Raw genomic sequence first — 22,894 nt, forward strand, 5'->3', positions numbered from 1 at the left:
ATAACCAAAAGCGATCGACAACGGTGACCATTAAGATACTTCCAGCCATTCTTGCCAACCAAATTGCCGCCGGTGAAGTGGTTGAGCGACCCGCATCTGTTATCAAAGAACTGGTTGAGAACAGCATCGATGCTGGTGCAACAGACATTCTTATTGAACTAGATAAGGGTGGCCATAAGCGTATGTTGATCAGAGACAATGGCAAAGGCATTCCAAAAGAAGAGCTGAGTTTGGCCTTAAGCCGCCATGCTACCAGTAAAATTCAAGATATTGATGATCTAGAATCTATTACTTCCTTGGGCTTTCGAGGCGAAGCCCTCGCCAGTATTAGCTCTGTAAGTAGGTTAACGCTTACTTCAAAAACAGCTGACCAAACAGAAGCTTGGCAAGCTCATTCCGAAGGCCGGGATATGCAAATTCAGTTAAACCCTGCGGCCCATCCAAAGGGCTGCTCAGTTGAAGTGCTTGATTTGTTTTTTAATACTCCCGCCAGGCGTAAATTCCTAAAAGCTGAAAAAACAGAGTTTCAGCACATAGAAGAGATTATCAAAAGAATTGCATTGAGCCATTACGAAGTGGCATTCACTCTAAAACATAATGGTCGAGTTGTTCATCGATTTCCAGCAGTAGTAGAAGAGCTAAAACATAAACGGATAGCGAATGTTTGTGGCCAGGGTTTTGTTGATACTAGTATTGCTATTCATGGAGAGTTTGAGGGCGTCGTCATCACAGGTTGGTGCAATGCTGTTGGACAAGGGCGCCGAACAAACGATTTGCAATATAGCTTTGTGAATGGTCGCATGATGAAAGATAAGGTGATTATTCACGCAATCAGGCAAGCGTTTGAAGGCATGATAGATTCACAAACATACCCCTCATTCGTATTGTTTATCACGATGCCTCCTGATGAACTTGATATCAATGTTCACCCTGCAAAACATGAAGTGCGTTTTCACAAAACTCGTCAAGTACATGACCTAATTTATAAAAGTATTTCTGATGCGCTATTACTGAGTGCATCTACCAGTGAAATCGAGTTCACTCAAGAAGAGCTAGAATCTGACGGTAAGCAAGAAGGTTTACCAGCAGCAAGTAAGGTGAGCAATTTATTTGCGGAAGTTAAACATGGCTATGGTTCGTCGCCAAAGCCAAGCCCGCAGTCGTATGCTACGCCGAGCCCAAATGCTGATTATATCGCGCCATTGCAACAAAAAGAGTCGCGCTTATCGCAATCTAACTACACGCCTAAATCATCGGGGTTTCAAGGTAAGGGCCAGGTATCTAAGAGCGCGTCAGTCAGTTATCAGAATTTGATGAGTTCCCAAAGCAGTCGAAACGAAGAGAGCAGAATAGAGCCATCATGGCTGTTGTTACCGAATAATCAAATGTTGGTCAAACAAGCTTCAAACCAGACAACGAGAGATGAAAGCCTTGTGGCTCTGAGTTTGTTGCCCGCTTGGTTCGTTCCAGCTGAAGCCCTACTCAAACAAATTCAGTCATCACAAGTGCAGCAGCCATTATTAATGCCAGTGTCGGTAAAAGAGCAAGAGCCCCCGGCAATGCTGGATGAAATGAAAACATTAGGTCTGGATATTCAATTCCAGATGAACAAGTGGATCCTCAAGCAAGTCCCTGCAGCGCTCAGGCAACTGCCTTGGGTATCAATATTTCCACAACTTGTTGCTCATTCAAAGCCTGTTAGCGGGGCACAGGAGCTAATGCAGATTTTATGTATGTATTGGTCGCAAGCTCATGAATTTAGTTATGTTGAACTAGACAATTGGTTGTCTTCGCTAGCGACAAGTGAACAATCTGAGTTATTACAGAAATTTGGCTCAGCATTTGAAATGCCCATAAATTCGAGTGTAGAAGGCATGAGCACAAAGCATGAGTGAAATAATTCAAGCTGAGACTAATCTTGCCAATCAGCCTCAAGTGATTACGCTGATGGGGCCAACTGCGTCTGGCAAGACCGCATTAGCGATAGAATTAGCCAAACAAATAAATGGCGAGGTTATTAGCGTAGATTCTGCGTTGATATATCGTGGTATGGATATTGGTACGGCGAAACCTGATTTAACTGAGCAAGATGGCATAAAACATTGGCTGATTGATATCATCGAGCCAAATCAGACTTATTCTGTTGCCGAGTTTCGGCGTGACGCGATAGCTTGTATTGAAGATATTGTTGCAAGAGGAAAAGTGCCCATTCTGGCTGGTGGCACAATGATGTACTTTAATGGTCTTATTAAGGGCCTATCAAGTTTGCCGAACGCGGATGAAAACGTACGCACTCAAATCCAAGCATTTATTGATACTCATGGGTTGAGCGCAGCACACCGTAAACTGAGTGAGTTAGACCCAGAGAGCGGCCAACGTATTCATGAAAATGACCCACAAAGGATTATGCGGGCTCTTGAAGTCTTTGAACTCAGTGGTAAAACAATAACAGAGCTTCAAGCCATTAAACCCAAGCCTTTGCCCTATATGTTTACTGAATTTAGTCTGATGCCACAGGACAGAAACGTCTTGCATGAGCGCATTGCGCAACGCTTCGATTTGATGCTAACGAATAATTTTGAACAAGAAGTCGCAAAACTGCGTAATGACACTACACTACATATTGATCTCCCGGCAATTCGTAGCGTAGGTTACCGCCAAATGTGGCTTTATCTCGCTGGTGAATATGGCACAGGAAAAGTCGCTTGGGAGACAATGCGAGAAAAAGGCATTATAGCAACCAGGCAATTGGCAAAGCGTCAAATTACTTGGCTAAGAAGCTGGTCAGACGCTATTGAGCTTGAAACTGGGAATGTCGATAATATCAATGCGGTAATGCGCAGGATTAGGTAAAATTCGGTACATATTTCTGTTTTAATAGTATACACTGCATCAGCAGTGAGACTATTCGCAAAGAATAAAACATAATAATAAGAGTAAGGATCGCAAATGGCTAAAGGTCAATCACTACAAGACCCATTCTTGAACGCATTGAGAAAAGAACGCATCCCTGTATCAATCTACCTAGTTAATGGTATTAAATTACAAGGCCAAGTTGAATCGTTTGATCAATTCGTTATTTTGTTGAAAAATACTGTTAGCCAGATGGTTTATAAGCATGCGATTTCTACAGTGGTGCCAGCACGCGCTATTGTCATGCCAACACAAGGCGATGGAGACGGTCAAAGCGAATAGTTCGCACGGCTTCAACTTCACGTCAATTTATCACGTTCAGTAATCGGAGCCCTATTTGTTTGATCGTTACGAAGCCGGTGAGCAGGCTGTCTTAGTTCACGTTGATTTTTCGGATGAGAACAACAAGGAAGACGTTAACGAACTTCAGATGTTAGTGAGTTCAGCCGGAGTGAAAACCGCAACCGTGCTGACTACGTCTCGTCATGCCCCTCATGCTAAATATTTTGTCGGCAGCGGCAAAGCCGAAGAAATTGCCGAAACTGTGCAAGCTATCGGGGCAGATGTCGTTATTTTTAATCACCAACTATCACCTTCACAAGAGCGCAACTTAGAAAAACTCGTTTGTTGCCGTGTGCTTGATAGAACCAGTCTTATATTAGATATATTCGCTCAGCGAGCACGAACCCATGAAGGCAAGTTACAAGTTGAATTGGCCCAATTACGCCATATTTCCACTCGCTTAATCCGAGGTTGGACTCACTTGGAGCGTCAGAAAGGTGGTATTGGCTTGCGAGGTCCGGGCGAAACTCAATTAGAAACCGACCGACGTTTGCTGCGTGGCAGAGTAAAAGCACTCTTACGCCGTTTAGCAAAAGTTCAAAAACAACGTGAGCAAGGGCGACGTTCACGGAAAAGGGCGGAAATACCAACTGTTTCTCTCGTTGGTTACACTAACGCCGGCAAGTCAACGCTCTTTAATACCATTACAAATGCGGGAGTGTACGCAGCCGACCAATTATTTGCGACTCTCGATCCCACACTTCGCAAAATTGAACTAGCAGAAGTTGGACAGGCAATACTGGCAGATACGGTTGGCTTTATTCGACATTTACCACACGATCTAGTTGCCGCTTTCAAAGCAACATTGCAAGAAACACAAGAAGCCGACATATTGTTGCATGTTATTGATTACGCAGATGATCAATATCGTGAAAACATTGACCAAGTAAATGAAGTTCTAGATGAAATAGATGCGGGTGAAGTACCGCAACTCATCGTTTGCAACAAAATTGATCGCTTAGAGGGTGTTGAACCGAAGATAGATCGTGATGATGAAGGTCGACCGATACGGGTTTGGGTTTCAGCACAGGAAGGTTTGGGTATTGATTTATTAAAATCTGCCCTCACTGAATGTTTACACAAGACGATGGTGCAGCATAAATTAAAAATACCTCCAAATGAGGGCAGGTTGCGTGGAATACTCTATAATCTAAATTGTATCTCGGAACAAAGCTACTCGGACGAAGGCGATTGGCTTGTTGATGTAAAAATGCTGGAAAGTGATTGGAATAAAATAGATAAGCAACTAGAGCATCGTCTAACCAATTATATCTTGTAACAGAATTATTTGCGTAATCGAAAATCTAATCGATTACGCTTTACGTATTCACATTAATGACATTACTTACGGAGTAACTATATGGCTTGGAATGAGCCGGGTGGTGATAAAAACGACCCTTGGAAAAATCGCGGTGGCAAGGAACAAGGGCCACCAGACTTAGATGACGTACTAAAGAATTTATTTGGTAAATTCGGCAAAGCTGGTGGCGGCGGTAGCGGTAAAAGCTATACCGGCATGGGTGTCGGATTACTATTAGTGATCCTATTGGTCGTGTGGGCACTCAGCGGCTTCTATACCATCAAAGAAGCAGAGCGTGGTGTGTTATTACGTTTCGGTGAGAATACTGGAATTCTAGCGCAGCCTGGTTTGAGTTGGAAAATGACGTTTATCGACGAAGTTATTCCAGTCAACGTTCAAAGCATCAGGGACCAAGGTTCTGCAGGGGCGATGCTAACGGAAGACGAAAACATGGTTAGGGTTGAAATGGAAATGCAGTATCGTATCTCCGACCCATATCAATGGACGTTCTCTGTTACAGACCCTGAGACTAGTCTTAGTCAAGCTTTAGACAGTGCAATTCGTTACGTTGTTGGTCACACTAAAATGGATGATATCTTAACTGATGGTCGTGAAACGGCTCGTCAGCGAGTTCGTGAAGAGCTTGAGGGTATTATTAGTGCTTACAATATTGGTGTGACGATCATCGATATGAACTTTAAAGATGCGCGACCTCCTCAGGAAGTAAAAGCAGCATTTGATGATGCTATTGCGGCGCAAGAGGATGAAGTCCGTTTTATCCGTGAAGCAGAGGCGTATGCACGTGAACTTGAGCCGAAAGCTCGTGGTCAAGTAAACCGTATGAACGAAGAAGCACAAGCGTATAAAGAGCGCTCTATCTTGGAAGCACAAGGTGAAGTTGCACGCTTTGAAGAACTCTTACCTCAGTATATTGCTGCACCGGAAGTGACTCGACAGCGTATTTACATCGAAACGATGGAGCAAGTGTTCAGTAGCACTAGCAAAATCATGGTCGATACTAAAGGTAGCGGCAACATGATGTACTTACCATTGGATAAAATCATGGAGCGTCAGAACTCGCAAACCCAAGCTCAGCGTGATCAAGCGAAAAACACCTTAGAAGGTTTACGTAATTCGTCTGATGCTGAATCATTGTTAAACCGAGTTCAAAATAACAATATCCGCTCGACAACCAGACAAGGGAGAAACTAAGCATGAAGAATTTATTAGCAGTTGTTTTAGTTATCTTGTTGGCGATTGGTTATGGCTCAATCTTCGTAGTTAAAGAAGGGACACGTTCTATTGTTGTGCGCTTTGGTAAGGTATTACAAGACAATGAAGGCGTAACACAAGTGAATGCCCCTGGTTTACACTTTAAAATGCCATTCTTTGATCAAGTAAAAGTCTTAGATGCACGCATCCAAACCTTGGATGAGCAGCCAGACCGTTTCGTGACAATCGAGAAAGAAGATTTGATCGTTGACTCTTATGTGAAATGGAAAGTTCAAGACTTCGAACGTTACTATCTGTCTACAGGTGGCGACCGCTTCCAAGCTGAGAGCTTACTTAAGCAAAAGGTAAATAACGGACTCCGTTCTGAATTTGGTTCACGTACTATTAAGCAGATTGTTTCTGGTGAACGTAGCGAGCTTATGGATGAAGCGATGGAGCAAGCATCTGGGAGTTCTGATGAGCTAGGTATCGAGATTGTTGATGTGCGAGTGAAGCAAATCAATCTACCAACTGAAATCAGTGAATCGATCTTTAACCGTATGCGTTCTGAGCGTGCTGCAGCAGCAAGAGAATATCGTTCAGAGGGTCGAGAGCAGGGTGAAATCATTCGTGCTAATATCGATGCGAAAGTAACGATAATGCTTGCCGATGCTGAACGTAATGCACGTCAACTGCGCGGTGAAGGTGATGCCCAATCAGCTCAAATATACGCAGAGGCCTTCTCAAAGGACACTGAGTTCTACTCATTCCTAAGAAGTATGGATGCATACAAAAATAGCTTTAATAGCAAACAAGATGTCCTGATTTTGGAACCAGACAGCGATTTCTTCAGATATCTAAATGCCCAAGGCGGAAAAAAGTAAGGTATCTTCAAAAGGTAAATAAAGCCAAAAGCCTGAACTGTCATAGTTCAGGCTTTTTTTTGTGCGATTAAAATGACAATTTTTACGTCTTGGGATACTCTTATTTTTTAGTTCGGTGAATTCAGATTGGAATACGCTTTCATCGCTTTATTTATTTAATCACAGGAAGCAGCGCACTTCATGCAAATGAATATTGAGAATATCACCTTGGATGATATTAAAGAGCGCTTAACTACAACGCTCTTTAACCTTTCTGCTGCTTTTGCCATTATCACTCTTATTGCGTCCCTAAGCCGAATATCCACTCTGGGTTTCATGCCAGTCATGGCTCTGCACACTGTTATTGTGATTAGCATGATAGTGATTGTCATTTTTAGTAAACATATTCACTACACTTATCGCGGTCAGTTTCTCTGTATCACCTTATTTATAGGCGGTGTTGCTGGCTTGCATAACTTTGGTTTGTCAGCTGGTGGGACTATTTTTCTCTATGGTTGCAGCATTATCAGCGCAATGATACTCAACTTTAGAGCAGCTATTGCCTTTAATGTTGGTGGTGCGGCAGCATTAATCTTGTATTTGGTATTGATCAATAAGTTAGGTTATACCTTTAAAGTTGATGTTGGTGAGTATGGTCTAAGAACGTCTTCTTGGTTGGTCTATATACTCAGCTATGTTTTTATAAATTCAGTAGTATTGTTTTTGGTAATTCGTGTGAATCAGTATTTAATCAAACTTAGCGAATTACAAAAGGCCAATCTGACGCGCACTGAAGTAAAATTAGACTATTCTCAAACTATATTGAACACAGTGCTTAATAATCTACCCTTTGCAATTTTATGGAAAGATGCTGACTCTAATTACGTCGGTGCAAATAAACAGTTTTTAGCACAAATGGGACTTAAAAACCTATCTGATATAGCAGGTTCCAAGGATTCTGATTTTCTGCCCAATGATCAGGTGCAAAAGATACAGAAAATGGAGCAAACGCTTATTGGCGATAGAGAAGCCAAAATTCGTTATCATGATATATTCGAAGACGAGCAAGGCAATCGTAAGCATAGAGAAGTAATGCGCATCGGTATGCATTCTGATAGTGGGGAGTTAGTAGGCTTATTGGTCTCTTTCAATGACATTACAGAGTTTAAACGTCTTGAAGAAAAAGCTCAAAAAGCAATGGAACAAGCCACTGCAGCGAATACCGCAAAATCACGTTTTTTGGCAAATATTTCACACGAACTTCGAACACCTATGAATGGTGTATATGGATTATTAGATCTGTGCTTACAAACTGAGGTAACCCAACAACAAGCTGACTATTTGCTAAAGGCAACCACGTCAATTCGTTTACTCACGAGAATCATTAATGATCTCCTAGATCTGTCAAAGATTGAGGCCAACCAGCTTCAACTAGAACAGATTCCATTCAGTTTTAAAGAGCTCTTAGTGGATGTTGAGAACCTATTTAGAAAGGACGCCGAAGCGAAGGGTTTGCAGCTAGAGATAGACTATTACGGTAAAGACGATTTGCTTCCGATAGGCGATCCAACCAGAATAAGTCAGATAATCTTTAATTTGTTGTCCAATGCAATCAAGTTTACCGACAGTGGAAAGGTAAAAGTGACGATAAAGTCATTAGAATATTCGGGCATTTTGACTACAAAGATATACGTGCAAGACTCAGGCAAAGGAATTGCTGATGAAAACTTGGGTAAAATATTTGATGCTTTTACTCAAGCTGAATTAGCAACTACCCGAGAAAGTGGTGGCTCCGGCTTAGGTTTGTCTATTGTAAAGAAGCTAGTTGAGCAAATGGAAGGCTTGATGTCTGTCAAAAGTAGTGTAGGGGTTGGTACTAAGTTCTGTATTACCTTAAGACATAAACAGCAAGGTAAAGAAAAGCGGGTAGATAGAAAGAAACGCAATTTAATTGACCTTAAAGGAAAATCGATATTAGTAGTAGATGACAACCTCATTAATATCGAGATTGCTGGTGCGATGCTTGCGCAAAATGGTGCAGAAGTTCATTCAGCGTATAACGGTGTTGAGGCGATTGAATTTTTGAACAAGCAAACTGTTGATTTAGTGCTTTTGGACATTGCCATGCCTGTGATGGACGGTTGTGAATGTATCAAGAGAATTCGAGCAATGCGATCATTAAGAAACTTGCCTGTTATCGCTCTCACAGCAAACGTAATGGCCAGTGAGGTTGAGACTTACAGAGAGCTAGGCTTTGACACCTATATCCCTAAACCGTATGAACGAGCCCATCTATTGGAAACGATTGCTAACTATTTGTAACAGACGCTAAGCCAAGTACCAATTTCATTTTTTGTATCAAATTTGTTCAAGTTGTTTGGTAGGTAACCGTTATTATTGTTAACTTAAGCTAATCTTTATAAGCAATGACTATGAAAAAAGCGCTGATGTTTGGTACTGGAAGTTCTGCTACTCACTTGATTAATAATCTGCCTAATGACCGGGTTTATTTAGCGGCAGTAGACAACGATACAGCACGTCACGGTAAGGTCTTTTTTGATATGCCTATTATTCCTCCTGAGCAAATAGGTGATTATGATTTTGACGAAATAGTGATTGGGAGCTATTGGGAAGGCACCATCAAAAAGCAGCTCATTGAAGATTTCAATATTCCTGAATCCAAAATTTTCACACCAAATAAGAAGTATTTTAAAAACGATGTTGAAAATCAGCACCCCTTTCGTGACCCGGCAACCCTAGGCTTAGCAAGAAACTTAGTCAAAACTATTTGCGGCAATGCATGTAAGGAGAATGTCCCACTACACATTGACTATGGTACTTTACTCGGTATTGTAAGAGAGAATGACCTTATCGAATGGGACGACGATGTTGATCTAGCTGCCGACGTTATCCATGCGCAAAGTGTTCAAGATTTTCTATTGCGAACCGTCAGTAAAATTGATGATAGAGTTGACTGGCATATACGTCGTGATATTGATCAAAATGGGCGGATTATTTTCTTTAGTCTGACATTTCAGGCAAAAGAGGGATATCACTTCAAGCCTTTTGCCACATCTATCGCGATGAAAGGTGTAGAAGATGGAAAAGCCGTCAAATTAAAAAGCTTTGGTGCGTGGTTTACGCCAGCACACCATCTTCATGATCTAGATTCCCTATTGTGGGAAGATACCAGAATCTTTGTACCCAACAATTATGATGGGTACCTTAAGTTCACCTATGGGGATTGGCATACTCCTAAACAAGATGTTTCGATAGGTACAGGGGCCAATTGGCAATGTGTTCCAATCGAAGTCATTAAAAATTCAACTTTTACAAGTGAAGTCATCTATGGAAGTGACCAAACCGATGCCTAGTAAATCAAAAACCATATTCATTTTTGATTTGGACGGAACAGTGACAAAGCAAGAGACATTGCCGTTGATTGCCAATTCATTTGGTCTTGAAGATGAAATTAATGCCCTAACCGAACAAACGATTGCTGGTAATATTCCTTTTGTTGAAAGTTTTATACAGCGTGTTGCGATTCTTGGGAAGCTTGATGTCAATGAAGTGAACCAGCTTCTCTCCAATGTAAAGCTTTTTGAAGGTATCGCTGAGTTTATTAATACGCATCATGAACAATGTGTTATTGCGACGGGTAACTGTTGTGAGTGGGTAAGTGGGCTTGCCTCCCGATTGAGTTGTGAGTGTTATTCATCAAGTGCAATCGTTGAAAACAATAAGATTGTGAAGCTTAAATCGATTTTAAAAAAAGAAAGCATTGTAAAACGCTATCAAGCTGAAGGTTATCAAGTTGTGTTCATAGGTGATGGCAACAATGATATGGAAGCGATGCGTCAGGCCGATATCGCTATTGCCTGTGGGCTAACGCACTATCCAGCAAACAGCATTATGTCAGTAGCAGACTACGCGGTCTTTAATGAATGCAGTTTGTTGAGACTTCTGCACCAAATCAACCATGCGCAACAGGGAACGTCAGTTGTGCTAAGTTGCGCAGGTATTGGTTCTCGTTTAGGTCTAGCCAAAACGAAAGCGCTCATTGAAGTAGGCGGTAAAAAGTTGATTCACTTTCAGCTAGAAGTGTTTGAAAAGGTCGAGGATTTACGCGTAGTCGTGGGCTTTCAGGCACGTAGCGTCATTCAAGCAGTTTTAGATAAAAGAGAAGATGTGATTTTTGTATACAATCATGACTATTTTCAAACAAAAACAGGGACAAGCTTTTTTTTAGGATCACGTCATGCAAATGAATTTTGTGTCGCGTGGGATGGTGACCTGGTGGTGCATCCTGATGATGTAGACCATTGCATTGACTTTGACGGGGAGTACGTTGGTTGCAGTGATATTGTGTCTGAAGACGCAGTTTTTATAAAAACAGACGACAATAAAAATGTCATTGCTTTTGCTTTAGACAACGGTGACTTTGAATGGTCTGGACCGGCCAAAATCAAACGAGATAACATCAAATACCTATCGACTAATGTATTCAATCAAATTGAAGGTTTACTACCTCTTCCTTATCTAAAGATTAGAGCTCAAGATATCGATACGTATGAGGATTACAAAAACGCGATTAAATTTATAGAGAGTTGGTCAAATGAAAAATGAAGATGTAATCCAATACTACGACAAAATGGCCGAGCGAATCCAATGTCCGACCGAAACAAGAAACAAAGCAAAGGACTTTTCACAGTACGATATTGAATTTATGAAAAAGCGAGCTTCTAAACAGAAGACACTATTGGATTTGGGCTCAGGAACAGGACTCTTGATAAATGCCTTAGTAGATGACTTTAAGCATATTACAGCCGTAGAAAAATACCAAAACTTCTCTAAATTTATTTCAACGTCGCCGAATATTGAAGTGATAAATGCCGACCTCTTGGCGCTGCCCATCAAACAAAAAACCTTCGATGTCATTTCACTGTTTGGTGTTATGAATTGCTTCAACTTAGCAGAAGCGAAGTCAATTTATCAACAAGCTTTCGATTTGCTGAAGCCAGGAGGAAGCTTGATAGTTAAGAATCAAATGGGCATACATGAAGATGTTACCGTTAATGGTTATTCTGAAGAAATAGGATCTAATTATTTTGCTAACTATCGCCATGTCGAGGCAGAAATGGCCTTGTTAAATACATTTGGCTTTACTGATGTAAGTAAATTCGACATCTACCCTAAAGAGTATAATCGTTGGGAGAATACTCACTTTTACGCTCTAAGCGCCAGCAAATAAAACGACACTAAGATGTGTGAGGGGTTATTCTTCGACTAGCCTGCGTTTACTAGTGTAATAAAATCATCAACCGGCAAAGGCCGACTCAAGTAGAAACCTTGTCCTGTTAAGCACTCATGTTCCTCTAAGAAGCGTTTCTGCATCTCAGTCTCAATGCCTTCAGCAATGACTTTCAGTTTTAAGCTTTTTGCCATAGCGATGACCGCTAGCACAATTGCTTGATCATCGGGATTGGTTGCTAAGTCAAAAACAAAAGACTGATCAATCTTCAAGCAGTCAATGGGGAGGTATTTTAAATAGCTAAGTGAGCTGTAACCAGTGCCAAAATCATCGATAGCGACTCTAACACCCATTTCTCGAAGCTCTTGCAGCAGCTTACGGACCTTTTCATGGTTATCGACAAGGACACCCTCAGTTATTTCTAATTCAAGTAAATCTGGAGATACTCTATTTTTGATGACTGCATTGTTGATGAAGTCGAATAAATGTCTATCTGAAATCTGACGAGGGGAAAGGTTTAAGCTCAGAGGCACAGATAGGGATTCTTTGGTTAACCTTGCGAGCACGCGGCATACTTCGGAAATGACCCAGCGACCAATTGAAATAATTTGTCCGCTTTCTTCTGCAATTGGAATGAATTCCTCTGGGCTGATTGTTTCCTCATCATCCATATGCCAACGAAGTAGGGCTTCAGCCTTCACAATTTTGTTACTACACAGATCAAAGATAGGTTGAATGTGTAATTCAAATTGGTTTTTCTCAATCGCGTGGCGCAAAGCTTCCTCTAGCTTTAACCTTCTTTCCGATGCGATTTTTAAATCAAGAGAGTAAAATTGAACCGGTTCAGCTCCCCTTTGCTTAGCATGATGTAGCGCTAAGTCAGCATACTTCATTAACTCTTCAATTGAGCTTGCATCAGAAGGGTAGTTTGAGACACCTATTTTGAGTGGTAATTCACAGCGATCGTTCTTACTCGTGTAGTAGGGCTCCAGACTGGCGTTATGAATATTGTTTGATAGCATTATCGTATCATCAAGAAAGGCCTTGAAGTCTGGCTTGCTGGCATTCTCCGAAAAGTGAACAATGGCAAATTCATCAGCGCCAATGCGAGCCAGAAAGTCCTTCTCTGGCAGCAGGCCGCGTAAACGCTGAGCTATTTTAGCCAACATTTGGTCGCCCGTGAGATGACCATGTAATTCATTGATATTTTTAAAGTTGTGTACGTCTAAATAGATAACATAGAAAGGTATTTGTGACGCAATAGTCTGATCTAGGGTCTGCCAAAAATACTGTCGATTCGGAAGATTCGTGAGCGCATCGTGCAGTGATAAGTCTTCATTCGTTTGTAACAGGTACTTCACTCGAGTAACGTCACTTAGTGTGAATATCCAGTTCTGTATGGTCCCATTTTGATCTTTGACTGGGTTAATACTCACTTGGATCCATTTATGGTGATTGGGGGGAGAATGCCAATATAGCTCCCCCGACCAAGTTGAACCAGTTTCAAATATCCGCTCTTTTTCCGGATGTTGCTTACCCAACAAAGACATCATTATGTTGATAGGTTGTTGATCAGTAATTTCAGCATCTAGTTCAAATAATGCAAAAGAGGATGGATTGGATTCAAGGATGTTAAAATGAGTGTCAGTGATAATTACACCAATTGAAGCGTACTGGATGGCTTCGCGCATGGGAATACTATCTTCCATACCAAGGTTGGAACGCAACAAGACTGAGCGTAAACGCTCATGCATGTAATCGTGTTTTTCAATGACTTTATCATTTGAAATAAGTAATTCGCGGGCCAATTGCAAAGTTTCTTGTTGTCGCTGGTAAGCTTGTTTAACGTTATTAATGACCAAGTAACGCTCGTTATCCGCGCTTGCCGCAATAGCTTCTAAGTGCAATTGACTTGAATTGAGCACTTCGGTCCATATACCGCTGTGAACTTGACCTTCTGAATGCAGTTGCCAGAATTCGTGGGCATCAACAAGGAAGTCTGTTAGAAACAAACTGACCTCGCCTAAATCAACTTGTTTTCCATCATTCGCATTTGGGATCAGTTGCTGTACCCATTCCGGGGAGGCTTGAACCACTTCAAAATCATTATCTTTTTGCAGCTTAAAGACTGCGCAATCAATAATCCCAAGGGCTTGAATGATAGATGGTTGCATATGGCTATTCCGTTAACATTGTGGCTAAGAAGTGAAACATTTCTTCCACCTGATGGCCTGTTTTGGCACTCGTATGAAAGCTGCCTTTAAACGCCGCCGACAAGTCCTCCAGAGAGTTATTATCCCAGCTCATAGCCGGAGTTAAATCATGTTTATTTATAACAAGTACTGCTGGGATGTCACTGTGTTTTTGCGCTTCTTTAAAAATCTCTACAGCCTCTGTGAAAGATGCACTGCGTGTTTGGTCCATGACAATAATGTACGCGGAGGCCCCTCTTAAATACCTCGGATTAAAACCGCAGTATTTATCGATGCCTTCTAAATCCCAAAGCATCAGTTGAACCGGCGTAAAACTTGAATCTACAATTTTTTTGTCAATCTTAACGCCTATGCTAGTCAGGTATTTTTCCGAGAAAATACCTTCCACGAACTGCTTAATCAGACTCGTTTTTCCGACTCCCGTGGGACCTAATACGCAAATTTTCTTTTGCAGCATATGAATACAACTCAGTTATTTAGTTCGGCGAACATGACATTAAACAGGACCTTACGCGTGGATTTGATATCACCCGGTAAGTCAATTTCGCCAACACCAACGGAAAACACATGTTCAGGCTTCAAGCCTCTCTCTACGAGGGCCTCCCGAACGACTAACGCGCGTTGTCTACTTAATCTTTGATTGTATGCGCTTTCACCAGTACTGTCACTAGCACCCACAATCACTAAATTCGCACTACGATTTAATCGAGTAGCAAGTGCCTCGACTTTTAAATAGAGTTCTCCAACCTTATCTAAATTGGCGCTTTGGTCTTCACCTAAGCCAGACTCACCACTTTCAAAAGTGATTTGTACCGTACTGATTTCACCGACAAGCGTAACAAAAAGCTGTTCATTGACTGCTTGAGATTGTGATAAGTCTATTTGATTATTCAGCAGTACAACTTGACTAGTATCAATTTGTAGCAATTTTTGGCCAGGAATCTGATTCAGTTTGCTTGTCATTGATTGGAACTCGCTAATAGGGAGTTCTCCGCCTAATGTCATGGCTTCGATATCAAAGCGTAAAGTCGGGTAGTCAGAGATAGTTTGGGTAACTTTTTGCGCAATCACTCGCTTATCGACAGACAAAAAGACGACTTCTTTTAGTCGAATAAAATCTGTGTTTATGTTGTTTTCAGCAAGCCAAGTATATGTTTCTGGGGCGATGGGGTCTCTGAGTGATGAGAGTTCAACTTGATATCTTCCGCTACTACTCAGTGATTGTATCACGATGCCAGGAGGTGGATTTAAGTCCTCAATCTTGCTAACTACTTGGTGCGTTACCCACCATCCATATAAGTACCAAGCTAAGACTACAAAGAGAAGACCAAGGGTAATCCAGCCATACCAAGGGCGTTTATTCTTATCATCAATTTCAGCCTTTTCTTCTGCTAACAAACAGTCTTGGAGAAGGCCTGAAGTACTATCGAAGGGCTTTGCATCACCTGCATAACTCTGTAATTCATTGAAGTAAATGCGTTGTATTTCTTCTAATGTGAATTGCAGTTGCTCGAGGCCGGTTCGTGACATATTACCTGTAACAGCAGCCACTAAGATGACTTGCGGCGCTTGTCGAATGAATAGGGTGAAATCATCCGTTTTGATTTGACCTAAATGCTGTTCACCACTCTCTTGCGTTGGACTTTGAAAAGAGTCAGCGACGAAGTCATTAATTGCCCCTAACATTGCAGAAACTAAGTCGGCGTCTTGTGTATCCGTTGTGCTGGCTGCGAGGGAATGCAGTAAGTTACCGGTTTCTTTGTGAATTAAGAGTACCTGTTCAACACGAAATAAAAACGTTTGTGAAGCCACATATTCACTGAATGAAATGCCAGAACGCCATGCATTAATTCGCCATTTTAAACCTTTAAATGTAAAGCTGTTCTCAATGATGTCATTGGTTTTCTCGATAAAGTCAGTAAAGAATACAGCAACTGCTTTTCTAACTAAACTGCCTACGAGAGGGTAAAGATAGTCAACGAAATCTTGGCGTTGTTTTTTAATTGAGCGTTCAACCGACTTAGCGACCATAGGTTGCAACACTTTCTGCACGGAACCGTCTGCACTGTCTCGGTCATGCAGAGCTTCTGTTAGGACTTGTGCAACGGCTGCACGGGACTCGGATTGGATTTCTGACTTTGTTTGTTCTAGCTTTTGCTTGAGCAATATCTGTCGCACTTGCTCAAGTTGTTGTTCTTCTTGAGTGCCGTCCTTTTGCACTTGCTCATCTTCTTGCATGAGAAATTAATCTGTTTCCAGATTAGTTGCCATTGTTGCCAAGAGCCTAGCCAAGGTTTTCCTATCTGTTTTACTGTCTGTCAGTTCGTGTGTTACTTGTTCTAGCTTTTTCATTGCTTCTGCGTATTTTGCTTCAAATACGACATTAATTTGCGCAATTTCTTTGCTAATTCGATCATTTAAGGCATCAGCATCGTCTTTACCTGCTGACTCTGTCATTTCTATTTGAGATTGGAGGCTTTCAGCGGATTTTACTTGGGCACTGTGATTATCTTCATGGTGGGCATCAATACTGTCGAGTTTAGTTTCCATTTCAGCAAACTTAGCTGTCATGCTTTCATTTAACTCTTCATATTGTTTTAACTGAAACTCTCTGAGCGCCTCTATGGCTTGAGATAAGTCCGTATGAACTTGAGTAATCTGTGTCTCTAACGCGTGTTTAGCATCGCCAAATACCAGTTGTCGCAATTGTTCCATTTCACTCAACTGAGTATTTTCTTGTTTCGATTCTTGACCAGACTCGTTCGACTTTTTTGACATTCCCTTCGCCCTTCTTGGTACGATCTCAGGAGACCATTTATCTAACTTGGATGAATTCTACTCTGTTTTTGACTGATTTATAAACTTATTTTGTGATCCCCATCAAGCGGGGCGATATTGGCCGAGTAATTTTTCATATCATGAAATCATAATTTAGGTATAATTTAACATTAGAATAACAAGAATAAAAAAAGTGAGTGAGATTTGAGTAGCAGTAAAAACACTTCCGGTTCATCTTCTTCCAAACCCCAGGACATGGCACAATCGGGTTGGTTTTCCCGATTCTTAGCAACCGTTGAATGGCTAGGTAATCTTCTTCCACACCCGATTACTCTGTTTGCTATTTTAGCCGTCTTTATTGTCATCCTGAGTGGCATACTCGGTTACTTCGATGTCAGTGTGGCTGACCCACGTCCATTAACAGCGAAGGGTCGCGATCCTGACGGCATGATAGAAGTTATTTCCCTAATGAATGCTGAAGGCCTAATGAGAATTGTGACAGGCTTAGTCACAAACTTCACTGGCTTCGCACCTCTGGGGACAGTACTTGTTGCTTTGTTAGGTGTTTCTGTTGCAGAACATTCTGGGCTATTAAGCGCAGCAATGCGCTCTATGGTAATGAACGCATCAAAACGTATGGTCACCATCGTCATTGTATTTGCCGGCATTGTTTCAAACACGGCGTCTGAATTGGGTTATGTTGTATTAATTCCATTAGCCGCGATGATTTTCCATTCATTGGGAAGACACCCCTTGGCAGGTTTGGCGGCAGCATTTGCCGGTGTGTCCGCTGGATACAGTGCAAACCTGTTATTGGGCACAGTTGATCCTCTGCTAGCCGGTATTACTGAAGCGGCAGCCCACATGATAGATCCTGAGTATGTGGTTGGCCCTGAAGTAAACTGGTACTTCATGTTTGTAAGTACCTTTGTTGTTGCCACTATGGGCGCGATTGTGACGGAGAAAGTGGTTGAGCCTAGACTAGGTGAGTATAATCCCTCAGAGGCGTCAATTGATTTGGGCGAACAAAAAATGGATGCACCCACAGCGCAAGAGAAGAAAGCGCTTAAATGGGCAGGTGTTTCTTTTTTCCTTGTATGTGCCGTGCTTGCTTTAACAGTTGTGCCAGAAGATGGTATTTTACGTCATCCTGAAACGGGCTTAGTCCAAGGTTCTCCTTTCCTTAAGGGCATTGTTGCTTTCATTTTCATTACCTTTGCCATTCCTGGTTTTGTGTATGGTCGCATTGCGGGTACTATGAAAAATGACCGCGATGTGATTGATGCCATGGCAAAAAGTATGAGCTCTATGGGTTTGTATATCACTTTGGTATTCTTTGCTGCCCAGTTTGTTGCTTTCTTTAAGTGGACAAACTTAGGCACAGTTTTAGCGGTAAAAGGCGCAACATTCTTGCAAGCTACTGGTCTTGATGGTCCGGAAGTCTTCCTGTTATTCATTATGATGTGCGGTATTGTCAACCTTTCTCTTGGCAGTGCATCAGCGCAGTGGGCAGTGACTGCCCCGATCTTTGTACCTATGTTAATGTTGATAGGCTATTCCCCTGAGGTAATTCAGGCGGCATACCGAATAGGTGACTCCGTGACTAATGTGATTTCACCCATGATGAGCTATTTTGGCCTTATCTTAGCAATTGCTGCGAGGTATAAGAAAGATCTCGGTATGGGAACCTTGATTGCAATGATGTTACCTTACACGCTTACCTTTATTGTAGGTTGGTCAGTATTATTCTACTTATGGGTATTCTTATTTGGTTTGCCAGTTGGACCTGGCGCAGAAACCTACTATATTCCATAAGAACCGAGCGATACGGCAAGTCCAAATCTGGGGCTTGTCCGTATGTGAACACATTGAATCAATATGTAGTTGAAATGGAATCATGAAATATCAGTCCCAAACTAGCTTTACGCATGCTCAAGCCGATAAGATTGGCGTGCTGGTGTCGAATTTAGGCACGCCTCAGGCGCCAACAAAACAGGCACTTAAGCCTTATCTTAAACAGTTTTTGTCTGATCCGAGAGTGGTTGAAGTGCCCAAAGTCATATGGTGGTGCGTACTTAATCTGATTATTCTTAATATTCGACCTAAACGATCCGCTGAAGCTTACAGCACTGTATGGACAGAAGAGGGCTCTCCTTTACTGGTGCATACTAAAAATCAGTCGGTAGCGCTTGAGCGTAAGTTGCAAGAAAAGTATGGCGATAATGTCATTATCGATTATGCAATGCGCTATGGACAACCTTCGGTATCAAACGCGATTGAAAGTCTCTTATCAAAAGGCGCGAGAAAGATCGTCGTGCTACCCTTATATCCGCAATACTGTGCATCAACAACCGGATCGACATTTGATGCCGTTGCCGAAGATTTCGTAAAGCGTCGCTGGTTGCCAGATATGCGCTTTATTAGTCACTATCACGATAACCCTGAATATATTCAATGTATCGCTGACAAGATCAAAAAGCATTGGGAAACCCATCCTCGTGCGGATAAATTAATTTTTTCTTATCATGGCATTCCGAAGCGCTATTTGTTAAACGGCGACCCTTATCACTGCGAATGTCACAAGACAACTCGTTTGGTTGCTGAGGCTCTTGGGTTGCATTCCTCAGAATATATGACCACTTTCCAATCTCGCTTTGGACGTGAGGAATGGTTAAAGCCCTATACAGACCATACCTTAAAGGCGTTACCTGAGACTGGTGTGCGATCTGTGCAAGTCGTCTGTCCTGGTTTCTCCTCTGATTGTTTAGAAACAATAGAAGAAATTGGCGAAGAAAATCGTGAATACTTTGAAGAAGCGGGTGGTGAACGCTACGAATACATAGAAGCGTTAAATAGTGACGACCAGCATATCGATATGTTGTTTAATTTGATTGAGAGTAATCTTCAAGGTTGGAACACAGAGCTCAATGATGCTAGCGTTTATGAGCAAAGAAATAAGTTAGCAGAAGAGATGGGTGTCGACCAAGTGAGTGATAAATAAATGGAAGATGAAGACTTTCGCGCGCCGAGTGCCTTGCTACAAGCGCAAGCGATAGCCAACTTACTCGATACCGCGATTCCCATTCCCTTCGTTGGTATACGTGTAGGTCTTGATTTTTTAGTCGGACTGATCCCCGGGATAGGTGACGCCATCATGTTGCTGGCTTCACTAAGGATTGTGCAACTAGGTAAGCAATTAGGCGTACCACAACCGCTTCGTACAGCTATGTTACGAAATAGCGTTATCGATTTTGGTTTAGGTTTTATTCCTATCGTGGGTGATATTGTTGATTTGTTTTACAAGGCCAATCAGAAAAACGTTCGCATTATGGAACGCTGGTGGATTCAAGAAAACAAGGCGAGGGTGGACGCAGCAGCGAAGCAAAAACTAGTAGAGTGGGAAAAGGCCCAAGAAGTAGACCCTTCCTAGTATTTACTAAGCTAGTACTCGTAAACCAGTTTAATTCCGAAGTTTCGCCCTTGCTGTTGAGGGGCGTCTTCATCTGCCGCGGCTCGAATATCTTCGTTTAGTAGATTACGGCCATAAATGCTAAGTTTAAGGTCGTTGTTTACACGGTAGGCTGCAGTTAAAGACCAATCGATGTAACTGTTCCGGCTCGCCTCTCCATCACCCACATCATCTTGTTTCAGCCCATGTTGAATCACATTATCAAGCGTCCAATCTCCGCGTTGCCAGTGAGTCTTTATATCTACCCGAGATGCCAATATGTCGCTTAGCGTGGCACCATTAGTATCTTCACCACTTTGCTGCTGATAGGCGAAGCTTTGTGTAACAAATGAGTTTACTTGCCAAACTACTGACGCCTCAAACCCTTTGATGGTTGCTTCATCAAGGTTTCTAAATGTCCTATCACGATTTTCTAAACGAAATCTTTCAATATAGTCATCGAGTGCGTAATAGTAAGTTTGTAAGTTCAGCGCAACGTTATTGCTCGCAGCGTAATCGAAAGTAATCTGGCCGCCCTGGCTTTTCTCTGATTTTAAATCTGGATTTCCAATGGTGTTGCCACGAGGCGTTAAGCCATTGAAGTACAGTTCTGAGAGCGTTGGAAACCTGAATCCTGTGCCAAATTCAGCATGCAAAACCAATGCTTCTGATAGCAGCCATTCAGAATTAAAGCTGTAATTAATGCGGTTTGCTGAACGCGATGTAGCACTGATACTTTCTTCTTGTTCTATGTGGTCAAAACGAATACCAGCAGAGATGCTGTGGTCTTCCATTCGCCAATGCTGATCGATGAAGAGGCCAACATTGTCTTGCTTGCCTGCCAATATCTTCACGTCCGCTTGGATATTATTTTCCAAGTCGAATTCTTTGTCGTTAATATCCACGCCTGCACGAGAGACGATATCGAAACCAATTCGTCCATTACCATCAAAGAAAGACAAAGCAGCTAAGCCTGTTGCCCCGATCGTATTAGATTGATACTCAGTAAAATTACGTCGAGATCCGACCCGCAGTGTATCTGTGTCCCAATTTTGATAGTGATGATACAGGCTAAGTAACCAATCACTAGATGAGCTTATTTTTAATTTCGCCAAATTGTGGATTTCGCTGGGATAGCTAGTTTGTTGTTCGATGGGGAACAAGCCAGAGCTTTTGCCAATATCGCTACCTTTGCTGGTAAGCAACATAGCTTCAACATCCAGGTCATTGAATTCAGTCTTATATTTGGCTAAGCCAGTCGTTTGTTCGAAGCCATCATCTAAGTTGTTACCGTTTGCATCTTCACGCTGATTAGATTGTCGATGGCTTATCCCGCCTTGAAACTGATGGTTTTCATAATCTGTCGCAAATGTCGCAAAAAGCTCTGCGTTTTGACCATTAGACTCAGTGACGACGCCCACTTGTTCTACTCCGTAGTTACTTGTAAATAAACTGACTACGCCACCTAATGCATCCGAGCCATAAAGGGTTGAGCTTGGTCCTTTTGCAACATTTAAACCCGACATTAAAGATTGCGGTACGAATGACACTGAATTACCAGCTCGACGGTCAGTAAAAATAGGAATACCATCAACTTCTGTGCGCAATCGCCATCGACTAAACCCTCTCACACTATAACTTTGAAACAGACCTCCTTGGCCAGAAATATCCACTCCTGGGAGAGTGGCCAAAAGATCTGCTACTCTGACTTGGCTGTCGTTGATATCCGAAAAATTAATACCCACCGTGCTTTGATTAACCAAACCCTCGGTACCTAATAAATTACGCTGACTAATGATACTAATCGTTTCAATAGCCTTGGCATCAGCAATATCATCTGAGGCAAAAACGGTGCTTGGAAGAGAGTATGAAAGCGCTAAACAAGTGACAAATCGATTAAAACGGCATAACCTAGTTGGCAACATATATTTTATTTCTCGAATCGATGATGGGTGAAATAACAAGATTAAAGCGCACAACATCAGTGGTGCGAGTTAATCGCGAATCGGTCCTTTTGATTCCTTTTGATTTTCTTGATTCAGTGTCGAAAGGATGCAGGCTTAGCCTGAAAAAGCGATTTTAGGATAACATACAGGATTACATGCATGAAGCGTTTAACGTTGACTTTTATTGCAATTTTTTGCGTATTTTCTTTAAGTGCTTGTCAGGAAAACTCGATGAAAAATGAAGAAACAACAAGTATAGATAATCAGGATTCTATAGATTGTAGCAAAACCAGCGATCCCGAAGCATGTGAACAGGCCAAACGAAGTTCAAAATCATTAAAAAAATTGAGCGAGTCCACTGCAAATAAATTAGAAACTACTTGTAGCGAAGAGTTCCGCAATGAAAATGGCGATTGTGAAATTCCGAATCAAGAACAGCCTGAAGAATTAAAGAAAAAACCCCCAACAAAAACAAAGGTTAAATAATACTTCATGTATGTCCTAATGAATGCTTTTAACTCTTGTTACACAATTGCCAAAAAAGATCACTTTTTTTTTGGTTTACATATAGTTTCAAATCGGCATACTAGGGTATCGTTGGTTGTACTTTAACCATCAGGAAAGTCTC

Annotated in this window: 19 protein-coding genes; 14 read left to right on the forward strand and 5 right to left on the reverse strand. The window is 41.8% G+C overall.

Features of this window, described 5'->3' with window-relative positions; all coding sequences use genetic code 11:
• Positions 1–23: 23 nt before the first annotated feature.
• The 10 genes from mutL (at position 24) to RM556_RS13960 (ending at position 11,881) form a co-directional block, all read left to right on the forward strand.
• The gene (mutL, locus tag RM556_RS13915; RefSeq protein ID WP_311374890.1) at positions 24–1,895 is read left to right on the forward strand and encodes a DNA mismatch repair endonuclease MutL; all 1,872 of its coding nucleotides are present in this window, start codon (positions 24–26) and stop codon (positions 1,893–1,895) included.
• Complete coding sequence (gene miaA / locus RM556_RS13920) at positions 1,888–2,853, forward strand: tRNA (adenosine(37)-N6)-dimethylallyltransferase MiaA (RefSeq protein ID WP_311362281.1); 966 nt, start codon at positions 1,888–1,890, stop codon at positions 2,851–2,853. The genes mutL and miaA overlap by 8 nt, the downstream gene beginning before the upstream one ends.
• A gap of 96 nt (positions 2,854–2,949) precedes the next feature.
• Positions 2,950–3,195 (forward strand): RNA chaperone Hfq, encoded by a 246-nt coding sequence (gene hfq, locus RM556_RS13925; RefSeq protein WP_311362282.1) that lies wholly within the window; start codon positions 2,950–2,952, stop codon positions 3,193–3,195.
• Between the two features lie 55 nt (positions 3,196–3,250).
• On the forward strand, positions 3,251–4,534 hold the full coding sequence (gene hflX / locus RM556_RS13930) for a ribosome rescue GTPase HflX (protein ID WP_311362283.1): 1,284 nt from the start codon (positions 3,251–3,253) through the stop codon (positions 4,532–4,534).
• Between the two features lie 81 nt (positions 4,535–4,615).
• On the forward strand, positions 4,616–5,767 hold the full coding sequence (gene hflK, locus RM556_RS13935; protein WP_311362284.1) for an FtsH protease activity modulator HflK: 1,152 nt from the start codon (positions 4,616–4,618) through the stop codon (positions 5,765–5,767).
• Positions 5,768–5,769: 2 nt separating this feature from the next.
• The gene (hflC, locus tag RM556_RS13940) at positions 5,770–6,651 is read left to right on the forward strand and encodes a protease modulator HflC (protein ID WP_311362285.1); all 882 of its coding nucleotides are present in this window, start codon (positions 5,770–5,772) and stop codon (positions 6,649–6,651) included.
• 180 nt (positions 6,652–6,831) lie between these two features.
• On the forward strand, positions 6,832–8,952 hold the full coding sequence (locus RM556_RS13945) for an ATP-binding protein (RefSeq protein WP_311374891.1): 2,121 nt from the start codon (positions 6,832–6,834) through the stop codon (positions 8,950–8,952).
• 110 nt (positions 8,953–9,062) lie between these two features.
• Positions 9,063–10,004, forward strand: coding sequence for a LicD family protein (locus RM556_RS13950; protein WP_311374892.1), 942 nt, complete (start codon positions 9,063–9,065; stop codon positions 10,002–10,004).
• On the forward strand, positions 9,979–11,256 hold the full coding sequence (locus RM556_RS13955; RefSeq protein WP_311374893.1) for an HAD-IB family phosphatase: 1,278 nt from the start codon (positions 9,979–9,981) through the stop codon (positions 11,254–11,256). Before RM556_RS13950 ends, RM556_RS13955 begins: the two co-directional genes overlap by 26 nt.
• Positions 11,246–11,881: a class I SAM-dependent methyltransferase gene (locus RM556_RS13960; RefSeq protein ID WP_311374894.1), complete on the forward strand. Its 636-nt coding sequence runs from the start codon at positions 11,246–11,248 to the stop codon at positions 11,879–11,881. Before RM556_RS13955 ends, RM556_RS13960 begins: the two co-directional genes overlap by 11 nt.
• Before the next feature lie 35 nt (positions 11,882–11,916).
• Here RM556_RS13960 and RM556_RS13965 read toward each other — a convergent pair whose 3' ends face one another.
• Genes RM556_RS13965 through RM556_RS13980 form a run of 4 tightly spaced genes read right to left on the reverse strand, consistent with a single transcriptional unit; the run spans position 11,917 to position 16,872 of the window.
• Positions 11,917–14,055: an EAL domain-containing protein gene (locus tag RM556_RS13965; RefSeq protein ID WP_311374895.1), complete on the reverse strand. Its 2,139-nt coding sequence runs from the start codon at positions 14,053–14,055 to the stop codon at positions 11,917–11,919.
• 4 nt (positions 14,056–14,059) lie between these two features.
• Positions 14,060–14,551, reverse strand: a complete 492-nt coding sequence (locus tag RM556_RS13970; RefSeq protein WP_311362291.1) for a Rab family GTPase — start codon at positions 14,549–14,551, stop codon at positions 14,060–14,062.
• Positions 14,552–14,562: 11 nt separating this feature from the next.
• Positions 14,563–16,332, reverse strand: a complete 1,770-nt coding sequence (locus RM556_RS13975; protein ID WP_311362292.1) for an OmpA family protein — start codon at positions 16,330–16,332, stop codon at positions 14,563–14,565.
• A 6-nt stretch (positions 16,333–16,338) separates the two neighbouring features.
• Positions 16,339–16,872: a hypothetical protein gene (locus RM556_RS13980; RefSeq protein WP_311362293.1), complete on the reverse strand. Its 534-nt coding sequence runs from the start codon at positions 16,870–16,872 to the stop codon at positions 16,339–16,341.
• 255 nt (positions 16,873–17,127) lie between these two features.
• Here RM556_RS13980 and RM556_RS13985 point away from each other — a divergent pair, with 255 nt between their 5' ends.
• From RM556_RS13985 to RM556_RS13995, 3 genes are all read left to right on the forward strand, one after another.
• The gene (locus RM556_RS13985) at positions 17,128–18,687 is read left to right on the forward strand and encodes an AbgT family transporter (RefSeq protein WP_311362365.1); all 1,560 of its coding nucleotides are present in this window, start codon (positions 17,128–17,130) and stop codon (positions 18,685–18,687) included.
• A gap of 82 nt (positions 18,688–18,769) precedes the next feature.
• Complete coding sequence (gene hemH / locus RM556_RS13990) at positions 18,770–19,873, forward strand: ferrochelatase (protein WP_311362294.1); 1,104 nt, start codon at positions 18,770–18,772, stop codon at positions 19,871–19,873.
• Complete coding sequence (locus RM556_RS13995; RefSeq protein ID WP_311362295.1) at positions 19,874–20,302, forward strand: DUF4112 domain-containing protein; 429 nt, start codon at positions 19,874–19,876, stop codon at positions 20,300–20,302.
• Between the two features lie 11 nt (positions 20,303–20,313).
• Here the strand turns inward: RM556_RS13995 and RM556_RS14000 are convergent, their stop codons facing one another.
• Entirely contained in the window at positions 20,314–22,245 is a 1,932-nt protein-coding gene (locus RM556_RS14000; protein WP_311362296.1) for a TonB-dependent receptor domain-containing protein, read from the reverse strand.
• A gap of 252 nt (positions 22,246–22,497) precedes the next feature.
• Here RM556_RS14000 and RM556_RS14005 point away from each other — a divergent pair, with 252 nt between their 5' ends.
• Entirely contained in the window at positions 22,498–22,752 is a 255-nt protein-coding gene (locus RM556_RS14005; RefSeq protein ID WP_311374896.1) for a hypothetical protein, read from the forward strand.
• Positions 22,753–22,894 lie beyond the last annotated feature (142 nt).

Source organism: Alteromonas sp. W364 (assembly GCF_031846205.1).
In the GTDB taxonomy this organism is placed as follows: domain Bacteria; phylum Pseudomonadota; class Gammaproteobacteria; order Enterobacterales; family Alteromonadaceae; genus Glaciecola; species Glaciecola blandensis.

Bases quoted from the DNA above. Each gene is read 5' to 3' on its own strand.
- miaA (WP_311362281.1), top strand. From the start codon at position 1,888: ATGAGTGAAATAATTCAAGCTGAGACTAATCTTGCCAATCAGCCTCAA.
- hfq (WP_311362282.1), top strand. From the start codon at position 2,950: ATGGCTAAAGGTCAATCACTACAAGACCCATTCTTGAACGCATTGAGA.
- hflK (WP_311362284.1), top strand. From the start codon at position 4,616: ATGGCTTGGAATGAGCCGGGTGGTGATAAAAACGACCCTTGGAAAAAT.
- hflC (WP_311362285.1), top strand. From the start codon at position 5,770: ATGAAGAATTTATTAGCAGTTGTTTTAGTTATCTTGTTGGCGATTGGT.
- RM556_RS13945 (WP_311374891.1), top strand. From the start codon at position 6,832: ATGCAAATGAATATTGAGAATATCACCTTGGATGATATTAAAGAGCGC.
- RM556_RS13950 (WP_311374892.1), top strand. From the start codon at position 9,063: ATGAAAAAAGCGCTGATGTTTGGTACTGGAAGTTCTGCTACTCACTTG.
- RM556_RS13955 (WP_311374893.1), top strand. From the start codon at position 9,979: ATGGAAGTGACCAAACCGATGCCTAGTAAATCAAAAACCATATTCATT.
- RM556_RS13960 (WP_311374894.1), top strand. From the start codon at position 11,246: ATGAAAAATGAAGATGTAATCCAATACTACGACAAAATGGCCGAGCGA.
- RM556_RS13965 (WP_311374895.1), bottom strand. From the start codon at position 14,055: ATGCAACCATCTATCATTCAAGCCCTTGGGATTATTGATTGCGCAGTC.
- RM556_RS13970 (WP_311362291.1), bottom strand. From the start codon at position 14,551: ATGCTGCAAAAGAAAATTTGCGTATTAGGTCCCACGGGAGTCGGAAAA.
- RM556_RS13975 (WP_311362292.1), bottom strand. From the start codon at position 16,332: ATGCAAGAAGATGAGCAAGTGCAAAAGGACGGCACTCAAGAAGAACAA.
- RM556_RS13980 (WP_311362293.1), bottom strand. From the start codon at position 16,872: ATGTCAAAAAAGTCGAACGAGTCTGGTCAAGAATCGAAACAAGAAAAT.
- RM556_RS13985 (WP_311362365.1), top strand. From the start codon at position 17,128: ATGGCACAATCGGGTTGGTTTTCCCGATTCTTAGCAACCGTTGAATGG.
- hemH (WP_311362294.1), top strand. From the start codon at position 18,770: ATGAAATATCAGTCCCAAACTAGCTTTACGCATGCTCAAGCCGATAAG.
- RM556_RS13995 (WP_311362295.1), top strand. From the start codon at position 19,874: ATGGAAGATGAAGACTTTCGCGCGCCGAGTGCCTTGCTACAAGCGCAA.
- RM556_RS14000 (WP_311362296.1), bottom strand. From the start codon at position 22,245: ATGTTGCCAACTAGGTTATGCCGTTTTAATCGATTTGTCACTTGTTTA.
- RM556_RS14005 (WP_311374896.1), top strand. From the start codon at position 22,498: ATGAAAAATGAAGAAACAACAAGTATAGATAATCAGGATTCTATAGAT.